Annotated in this window: 7 protein-coding genes; 3 read left to right on the top strand and 4 right to left on the bottom strand. The window is 64.5% G+C overall.

From position 1 onward, the window contains the following. The 3 genes from HMPREF1023_RS06470 to HMPREF1023_RS06460 all read right to left on the bottom strand — a co-directional run. Nucleotides 1-834: DUF3662 domain-containing protein (locus HMPREF1023_RS06470; RefSeq protein ID WP_009305391.1), on the bottom strand; the 834-nt coding region annotated here is incomplete at its 3' end. A 919-nt stretch (nucleotides 835-1753) separates the two neighbouring features. After that, nucleotides 1754-3463: a LuxR family transcriptional regulator gene (locus HMPREF1023_RS06465; protein WP_009305390.1), complete on the bottom strand. Its 1710-nt coding sequence runs from the start codon at nucleotides 3461-3463 to the stop codon at nucleotides 1754-1756. A 296-nt stretch (nucleotides 3464-3759) separates the two neighbouring features. Next, the gene (locus HMPREF1023_RS06460; RefSeq protein ID WP_009305389.1) at nucleotides 3760-4221 is read right to left on the bottom strand and encodes a hypothetical protein; all 462 of its coding nucleotides are present in this window, start codon (nucleotides 4219-4221) and stop codon (nucleotides 3760-3762) included. A 197-nt stretch (nucleotides 4222-4418) separates the two neighbouring features. On the opposite strand from HMPREF1023_RS06460, the gene HMPREF1023_RS06455 reads away from it, so the two are divergent. The 3 genes from HMPREF1023_RS06455 (at nucleotide 4419) to HMPREF1023_RS06445 (ending at nucleotide 7194) form a co-directional block, all read left to right on the top strand. Further along, nucleotides 4419-5249 (top strand): hypothetical protein, encoded by an 831-nt coding sequence (locus HMPREF1023_RS06455; RefSeq protein WP_229061546.1) that lies wholly within the window; start codon nucleotides 4419-4421, stop codon nucleotides 5247-5249. Further along, nucleotides 5242-5922 (top strand): molecular chaperone, encoded by a 681-nt coding sequence (locus HMPREF1023_RS06450; protein WP_009305387.1) that lies wholly within the window; start codon nucleotides 5242-5244, stop codon nucleotides 5920-5922. Before HMPREF1023_RS06455 ends, HMPREF1023_RS06450 begins: the two co-directional genes overlap by 8 nt. Nucleotides 5923-6252: 330 nt before the next feature. After that, nucleotides 6253-7194 (top strand): hypothetical protein, encoded by a 942-nt coding sequence (locus HMPREF1023_RS06445; RefSeq protein ID WP_009305386.1) that lies wholly within the window; start codon nucleotides 6253-6255, stop codon nucleotides 7192-7194. An 84-nt stretch (nucleotides 7195-7278) separates the two neighbouring features. On the opposite strand, the gene HMPREF1023_RS06440 is transcribed toward HMPREF1023_RS06445, so the two are convergent. Further along, nucleotides 7279-8917: hypothetical protein (locus HMPREF1023_RS06440; protein WP_232228696.1), on the bottom strand; the 1639-nt coding region annotated here is incomplete at its 5' end.

Raw genomic sequence — 8917 nt, 5'->3', positions numbered from 1 at the left:
GCCCATACCCGCTCCGGCAACGGCGCCGGCGGCGACTCCCGCACCGGCTGCGGCTGCGCCGATGGCGAACGGATCCACGGCTTCGGGACGGTCGAGAGGCTGGATGCTGTCGCGCTGCTCGTCGAAGTCGCGGCTGTCGAAGGTGTACTCGCCGTAGTCGATGGATCGGTCGATCTCGTCTTCCGGCACGTAGGGGAGCTGCTGGGGCTGGCCGTACGCGTCCACGTTCATGGGCGCGGGCTCGTACTGGCTTTGGGGATCGTACTGGTCGTAGCCGCCGTACGGGGCGGGCGCGGGAGCCGGGGCGGCGTAGTCCTGGTTGTATCCGCCGTACTGCTGCGGAGCCGGCGCCTGAGGGCGCTGCGCGGGGTAGGGCTGCGCGGGGGCGCCGTACCCGCCGGGCGCGGGAGCGGCGGCCAGGCCGTAACGATGCATCTCCTCGGCGCGCAGCTGTGCGATGATGGGAGCGGCCACCGCTTCGGCGATGATGTCGAACTTGCCGTGCTTCAGGTCCTCGTCCACGATGAAGCGCACGAGCGGCTGGCCGTCCATCACGAGGCCCTGTTCGGAGGCCTTCGCAGTCAGGTACGTTTCCGTCTCGCCCGCCAACGTGGGGTAGTAACCCATCAGGCGGCGGTCGTCGTCCGGGTTCACTAGCACGGTGTACAGCGTGGGGGCGTACTGCTTGCCGGCGCCAACCATCTTCTCGCGGCGCATCTGCTTCTCGGCCTTTTTCGCTATCTGGACCGGCGAGATGGGAGCGTCGAACATCTTGTCGGCAGCGCCCTCGAACGTGTCTTCCATCCTGCCTTCGAATCTCGAAAGAAAGCCCATTGCATCTCCTTTAATGGTGCGTGGCTCGAACCTCGGCGGATGCCGGGTTCGCGCACGGGAGGCAACGCCGCGCTGGCGTGTTCCGCGCGATCGCGTGCCCAAACGCAACCAGGTTACTTCGTGTGTCCCTGCATATGACTATGCAATGTTCCATCTTGCCATAAACCCCCTGCCCGCGCCCCATCCTTTACGCAATCGTCATTATTGTGAAGCGGGGCTTGCGCGAGGGCGTGGACGATAGGGAAGCGGGATCTGCGAGGGTGCGGACGATTGGGAAGCAGGGGTTACGCCGGAGTGCGGGTGGCTGAGAGGCGGGGTTTGCGCGAAGGCGTGGACGATTGGGAAGCAGGGCTACGCGAGGTTGCTGACGAATTTGCGCGCTCGTTGCGCCGTGGTGCGAGCTTGCGTTTCTCCCTCGTAGTCGCGCGTCGACGGTCGGTTGCGTACCCAAAGCGGAAATACGACCCGTATTTGTAAGTTTTTCGACTTCGTGGCACGCGCGGCAATCGTTTTCCCTGGTCGAGGTGTTCGCCGATTTGTCACGGTAGTGCGTGCGCTTTTGAGATGCGGAGAAAAGCCTGGTCAGAACATCTCATGAATAAGAGGCGTTGCCACAAGGTCGAAAAATTTGCAGAAGCGCCCTCGAAAACCGTTTCTTGCTCGCGTTGACGGCGTAGCTGCAAGGGATGTCGTGCGGTTGTGCGAGCGCGAAGGCGCCTGGCGTTTCAGCGGGAGCTGGGGTGAGGCAAACCTTGCGTCGCGAACTGCACGACGGCGAAGGGGAACGCCGTGCAACCGCGCGAGCGTGTCGAGATCGTGCGAACGCGCCTGCGGATCGACGACCAGGTTTGTGCACGGAACGCGGGATTTGCGAGCGGTCGCGGAGGCCGCGCGCTGCAATCGGCGAGGGGCAAGCTCGCTATTCGGCGGGATCCGCAAGCTCGACGAGGCGCATGAGCTCCTGCTGGCTGTGGACGTTCGTCTTCTTGTAGACGTGGCGGATGTGGGTTTTCGCGGTGCCTTCCGAGATGTAGAGCTTTTCCTGGATGTACGCGGCGTTGTGCCCCTTCGCCAGAAAGAACATGATCTCCGTCTCGCACCGGGAAAGCAGGTAGGTGTTGGCAACCGTCTCGCACTTCGCGCGGAAGCGGCCGCCTCCCTTTCGCTCTTCGCCCTCGTCTGCTCGGCGTGCGCTGCTGAGTTCCAGCAGCGAAGGGGCGCGCCGCGCGGTCGGTTCGGGTTCGGGCGCGATCTCGGCGTCAGGTGCAGGCGCGTTGGTCGCTGCCGTCGCGTTGTTTCCAGATTGCGCGGCCGCGGCGGCTCCCTCGCCGGCCGATCCCGCTTGCCCTAGCGGCCGCACGCGGTCGCTCAATTCCAACGACACGGCTTTCACCAGCGGACACGGTGCGACGATGGCCTCGATCTCGCGCTCGCGCGGCAGCAGCGCGTATGCCACCACCATAATCAGCAGCACGATGACGATGACGCCCTGTTCGCCGAACGGAAGCAGATGCACCCAGTTCGCCGCCACGATGGGAAACAGCGAACCCGCCAGCCCCGCCAGCGCCAACATGCCGCGTCCCAGGCCGAACACGTAGATGGGCGACAAGCGGAAGCGTTGCGCCAGCTCGCCGAAGAATATCCACATCAGCGCCTCGAAGCACAGGTAGCCCATCACCAAGAACATGGTGGCGAACGTGTTGTCGCTCATTTCGGAAAGCGGCAGGAAGAACAGCGTGACGGCGATGAAGGGGACGAGCGGGCGGAAGTACCGGCTCCATTTGTCGCCGCCGCCAAGGGCCACGATGGTCACGAGGATGACTACGGAGGTGAATCCGGCGGCCAGCAGCATGGCGATCTGGTCGCCTACGTTCGAGGCGGGCACGATGTACTGGATGGACGTTTGCCGCAGCGTGCCCAACGCCACGCCGAACACGAACACGGGAATGCCGAAGCGCAGGAAGAACTTGGCATGGTTCACCGGAAGCGGTTTGAAGATGGGAACCTCGTTGCGCTCGGAATACGGCGCCGGCGTTTTGTTCCAGAGGATGGCGAGCTCCAGCAGCGGGATGATGCCCGCGAGGATGCCGGCGATGGGGAACGGCCCGTAATGCAGGCCGATGGCGTACACCCCGATGGCGATGGAGATGGCGATGGACGAGTTCAGCACGATGGAAGCGCTGTCGCAGCGCGCGAACGCGACGCCCCAGAACAGAATCAGGATGGCGGAGCCGATGCCCGTCATGACGCCCGACACCGCTTCCAGCGCCGGGCCGCTGATCACGGGCGTCGCAAGCAGCAGCAACGTTCCGGCCGACATGAGCGCCGCGCCCGCCGCAAGCGTCTTCTTCGAGATGTACGTCCTCAACAGCCGCTGGTCGGTGATGCCGGCGAACAACAGGCACAGCCCGAACACGACGATGGAGACGAGGAACGGCAGCGACGCGTGGCTGCCGTACATGCCGGTGACGTAGGTTTGCGTGCCGAAGATGGTGGGCGTTCCGAACATGACGGCGTACACCCAAGCCTGGTGCAGTCCGTAGCCCACCGAGAGCAAGCTCAGGTCGCCGAACGCGGTGTCGTCGCCGAAGTCGGCGTTGACGGTGATGCGAGGAACGCGAATCCCCATGAAGCCCCCTCCTTGATTCCCTGGGCATCATCATACCGTGCAGAGGTTGTTTTTTCTAGCGAGGTGAGCGAGTCGATCAGGGTTTTGCGCTCGATGCGCAAACGTTTGATCTGGGGTAATAGAAAAATAATCCTCTGAGGATGATGTTCGGAAGGGCGCCCGTCTGCTTTCGAGGGCGTGCTGAGGCGTCGCGGTGCTGCATCGGGCCGGCTTGTGAAGAATAACGGGGCGCTTGCCGAGCCGGAACGGGAGGTGTGCGGGGGCCCGGCTGGTCGTCCGAACCCCCGCGCGGCGGATTACGCCACCGTGAACACCACGCTGTCGAAGCGCTCGAGCGGCGTGCTCTCGCCCTCGGTGCCGCTTCCGTCGAACGCGGTGTGCGTGCCCGGCTTCTGGCTGTCGGCCTTGTGCACCGTGCACGTGTACTGCTTGCCGGACAGCTCGTCCGCCAAGCTGGAGACGCTGTAGTCGTGAATGGCCGCAAGGCCGTTCTGACTGTTGCTGGAAACCACGCTCTCGTCCAGGCAAGCAGCGGCGGTGCTGCCTTCGGGAACGATGATGAGCGAGGTCTTCACGCCTCCGCCCTGAGCGGTTTCGTCCACCGTGCACGTGACCTCGATGACGCCCTTGCTGGTTGCAGCAACGTTCTCTTCGCCGTGGACGTAGTAGAACGCATAGGCAGGAACCGCGATCGAGGCGCACAGGCAGCTCAGAACCGCAACGGCAAGAATCTTCTTGCCCCAAGCTACGTTGGCCATTGGAGCTTCCTTTCCTAAGAAGCCCCGCTTCTCGCAACGCGCCCCGATTATAGGGAGCCGGCGAAGCGCGCGTCAAGGTGATTTCGCGGCCCCGGCGTATGATGCGCGCGAATCCCTGCGTAATTACGCCTTGTAGGATGATGAGCCGTCGCGCGCAGCCCCTATACTCGAACGCAGCGAAGAGAGAAGAAGGAGGAATGATGCCTACCGTATCGTTCGACGACGTGCTGGGCTTGGACGACGAGTTCGATCCTCTGATGGCCGACGATCTGGAGATCGACCAGGAGGACATGGACGACGACAACCCGCTTGATACCGTCGACTATCCCACCATGCGCAACATGCCCCAGAGCATGCAGCGCGAAGCCGTGTACACCCCCAAGCGCCAAGGCGGCGTGGAATCTGCCGTGCTGGAGCTGCTGGATCACAACCCCGGTCGCCGGCCCGTGCTGCTGAGCATCATGGGGTTGTGCCGCGGCGGGTGCGCGGCGAGCCGCGTGGCCGAGCACGTGGAAGCGGCGCAGGCCAGCAACCGCTCGGTGTACGCGCCCATGACGCTGTGCCGCATGCTCGAACGTGCCGGCGCCTTGACGTTGGAGATGCCCGAAGCCGCCGAGCCGCACGAGGACATGGAGGAGGGCGTTGCGTTTCTCGAGATCAAAGAACGCGTCGACCCTGTGTGGCGCACAACCGAAGAAGGAAGCGCGCTGTACGAGAGGCTGACGCAGGGCTCTGCGTTCCGCGACATCGTGCTCGATCGCGACAGCCGTTACGTGGAGGTGTACCGCGCGGTCATGTGCGCCGTCGACGAGCGTCCGTGCACGAAACCCGAGATAGAAGACCTGGTGGACACGTTCGACGAGGTGAAGAGCCCGCGGCGTTTCGGCGGCCATTTCATCGACATGCTGGAGCGCACCGATGCGCTGGAATGGAGCGAGCACGCGTGGCGTCTGACCGATCTGGGACGTGCGATGCTGCCTTCGGTGGAAGCAGCCGCCGCTGCGAAGAAGGAGGAGAACCATGTCTGAGGAAACCGTCGACCTGGTTGCGCTCATGAACATGCGCGCTCGAACGTACGGCCTGCTGGCAAACTTGTTCCGCGAGGAAGTGGACGCGGACTCCTTGCGGGAGCTGCAAGCCATGCGCTTCCCCACCGCTACGGGCAACGCGAAGGTGGACGAAGGGTACCATCTGCTGTACGACTATCTGAAAACCGCATGGGACGACAGCGTCACCGAGCTCGCCATCGACTTCGTGCGCACGTTCATCGGTCACGGGGTGAACGCGTACTCGGCCGCCTATCCGTACGAGAGCGTGTACACCTCCGAACGTCGCCTGATGATGCAGGAGGCGCGCGCCGAAGTGCTGCAGACGCTGCGCGAGAACGGTTTGAAGCGTGGCGCATGGAACGAGGGCGAGGACCACGTGGCGCTGGAGTTCGAGTTCATGCAACGCATGAGCCTGCGCGCGGCCGAGGCGCTGGCGGCAGGCGACGAGGACGAGGCCGTGGGGCAGTTGCGCACTCAGCGGACCTTCCTGCACGACCACCTGCTGAACTGGCTTCCGCTATTGACCAACGACATGCGGCTGTTCTCGCGCACGTTGTTCTACCAGGGGTTGGCCCAGCTTGCCATGGGCTTCGCCGAGGAGGATGCGTCCATCCTCGCCGAGCTGCTGGACAGTGTGGAAGTCGCCGCATAGTAGGTTGCCGAAACCTCTCGATATTGCCTCCCTCCCGCCGGGCCTGCAGACGATCTGCGGGCCCGGGTTCCTTTCGGGCCCCTCCGTGCAAATTTTTCGACTTCGTGGCAAGGCTTTCGAAAACGGGAACCCGTTCATCAGGCGTTTTCGTTCCATGGAGAATGAAGCGGGGGCGCTTGTCGGAACTGTGAACGAAAAACCCCAGGTGGGCTTCTGCCGTATTTGCCACGAAGTCGAAAAACTTGCACGGAGGGCTCTTTTTCCCGTTTTGGGATTCGGGGACCCAAAAGACGGCTAGCCATTCGTCCGCTCGCCCGGTATGCTGCAACCATGAGCGTATACATCGGATATTGGTCTGCCTACGAGTACTGGCGCGTGAGCGATGCGTTGCCGGTTCCCACGCCGTCGCGCGCCCATCCGATCTGCGGCGTTCGTATGGGGGATACGGATGGAGAGCTGGATGCGTTTGGGGTGCCGCTGCACGTCGTGGTCGCTCAGGCAAACGATCGCGTGCGGACGGGCAGCCCCGTGTGCCACGTGTGGAGTGCCGGTTTTCCGGCTGGATCTTTCGTCCGGTTGCGCGACGGGCTGTACATCAGCTCGCCCGAGCGGTCCTTCGTGGAGATGGCGACGGAGCTGTCGCTGGTCGAGCTTGTTCGGTATGGCTGTCTCTTGTGCTCGCGATATGCGTACGATGGCGACAAGCGAGGTTTTCGGAAACGCACGCCTTTGACCGACGTGCGCTCGCTCAGGCGCTTCGTCGAGAAGTCGCGCGGCTGCATCGGGTCGAACAAGGCGCTGCGAGCGCTGCGCTTCATTGCGGACTCGTCGGCATCTCCTATGGAGACGAACCTGGTCATGGCCTTGTGCTTGTCGCGGATGATCGGCGGATACGGCTTGGACCTTCCCGAGCTCAACGCGTGCATCGAGGTTCGGACGAAGGGGTTGGTTCAGCGCGAACGCTTCGAATGCGACCTGTATTGGCGAAAGCGGCACGTTGCCGTCGAGTACGACAGCGGCGAGCATCACAGCGGCAACGCGGCCGAGACGCGGGATTCGGCTCGTCGCAGCGCGCTGATTTCCCAGGGAGTAACGGTGGTCTCGATTACGCCCGACCAGTTCTTCGATGCTCGGAAGTTCGACGAATCGGCGCGTGCGGTGGCGAAGCTGACGGGAAAGCGCCTTCCGCCGAACGACGCGAGCTGGATGATGAAGCGCTACCGGCTGCGGAAAGAGCTGCTGCAGGATATGCGGCAGGGAAAGCCTGCGTAGCCGCGCGTCGGAAGGCTCTTCTTGGTCTGGAGCGCCGGTACGAAGGCAGCTTCGCGCCGCCGCTGGGCGGCGGCGCGTTGGCGGCTAGTTCAGCCCGTGCTGGGCGAGGAGGGCTTGACCGCCGGTGGTGACGGGGGCGGCGTTTCCCGCTTCGGCCAAAAACGCGGTGGGACGCACCGAGGCCACGCGGCCGTTGCCCTCGGCCTTCACGCGCACCACCTGCATCTTGGCACGCTCGGCAAGCTCGAGCGGCGCTTTGCTGAAATAGGAGACGACCAGGCGTTTGCTGGCCTTCGACACGCTGTTGCAGAACAATCGGCGCTCTTCGTTCATGATGCGCTCGCGGTCTTCCTCGGTGCTGATCACCTCGAACGCATCGCGCCGCGGCATGAAGCCGTCCACGGCGGCGATGGCGAAGATGTTGTCGTATTCGATGCCGCACAGGGCGCCGTAGGAGGCCACGTGCAGCACGTGCGGATCGTCGGGCAGCGCGGGATCGGTGACGTTGGTGCGCTGCAGGGCGAACATCGCTGCCGCATCCTCGTCGCCCACGAGGGCGCGCGCCGTCTCCTCGAACTCGGGCAGATCGTCGGCTCCGATGGCGTGCAGCAGGCCGAAGCCCTTGCGCCCGGCGTTCGCGGCGATAAGCTCCTGGCCCGCGCGCCAGCGCTCGACCAGGGCGTGCGCGCGCAGGAACGGTTCGTCTTCCAGCTGGTCGGCCAGGGCGAGCGCGTCGTAGAGCGTGAGCTCGCGCTTTTCGGCGAAAGCCTGCAAGCCGCCCCATGCATCGCTGTTCGTGAGGTAGTTGTCGAAGCCGCACCAGCTGCGCCAAGCCGTCATGTCGCGCGGATCGGCCAGCAGGTTGAGCTTCGTGTACGCCACGAGCGCGCGGGCGCGGGCGCTGTCGCGCGGGTCGCCGCCCAAACGGGAGAACGCTCCGGCCAGCGCCACGGCGAAACCGCGCTGCTTGAGCACCTGCTGCGCCATGAGCGCCCAGCGCTTGTTGGGCACGAGCACGCACGTGCGGTTCTCGTGCAGGTCCTCTTCGCCGTCGAGCAGAATGCGCAGGTACTTCGTGATGCCGTCCAGCTCGTCTTCCGGCGTCGACCACTTGACGGCCATGATGCCGTCCGACGTCTGCGCGTCGCTCGCGATGCCCGCTTTGAAGGCGGGATCCATGTCGCCCTGGTCGCAAAGCCCGTCGGCGAACGCGGCGATGGCGGGGTTGCCGTGCGCTCCGGACAGCGTGAACACGGCTACGTCGCGGCGGCGAGCGTCGAACTGCACGAAGCCCTCGGCGCAGGGGAACGACGCGCGCGCGGCCTGCTGCTGGTTGGGGTTGCCGCACGCGATGAGCTGGCGGTCGGCCAGCAGGCACAGGCACGTCTGCTCGGCGCGGCTCATGTTCTGGAAGTCGTCGCACAGCACGTAGGCGTAGCTGCCGCACACGCCCTCGCCCGCGTCGCTGCGCAGGTACGCGGCGCACAGGCTGGGCGCTTCCTGCGCCAGCATGGCGCCGCGTGAGGCCAGCACGCGCTCGAGGTGGGACAGCACGGCTTCCTCTTCGCCGCCTGCGAGCCAGGAGTCGCGCGGCTCGAGGTCGCTCATCTGGCGATAGAAGAAATCGAGCATTTTGCGCAAACGGCGGATGGGCTGGCCGAGCGTCTTCATATCCTCCAGGAAGAAGTTGTACTCCGCATCGTTCAACAGGCGCGGCACGCGG

It is taken from the genome of Eggerthella sp. 1_3_56FAA, from assembly GCF_000185625.1.
In the GTDB taxonomy this organism is placed as follows: Bacteria; Actinomycetota; Coriobacteriia; order Coriobacteriales; family Eggerthellaceae; genus Eggerthella; species Eggerthella lenta.
The sequence above is the reverse complement of the archived record's forward strand: the minus strand, read 5'-3'. Positions and strand labels throughout refer to the sequence as shown.

Coding starts and splice junctions, on each gene's coding strand:
- HMPREF1023_RS06465 (WP_009305390.1), bottom strand. CDS start 3,463: ATGGGGATTCGCGTTCCTCGCATCACCGTCAACGCCGACTTCGGCGAC.
- HMPREF1023_RS06460 (WP_009305389.1), bottom strand. CDS start 4,221: ATGGCCAACGTAGCTTGGGGCAAGAAGATTCTTGCCGTTGCGGTTCTG.
- HMPREF1023_RS06455 (WP_229061546.1), top strand. CDS start 4,419: ATGATGCCTACCGTATCGTTCGACGACGTGCTGGGCTTGGACGACGAG.
- HMPREF1023_RS06450 (WP_009305387.1), top strand. CDS start 5,242: ATGTCTGAGGAAACCGTCGACCTGGTTGCGCTCATGAACATGCGCGCT.
- HMPREF1023_RS06445 (WP_009305386.1), top strand. CDS start 6,253: ATGAGCGTATACATCGGATATTGGTCTGCCTACGAGTACTGGCGCGTG.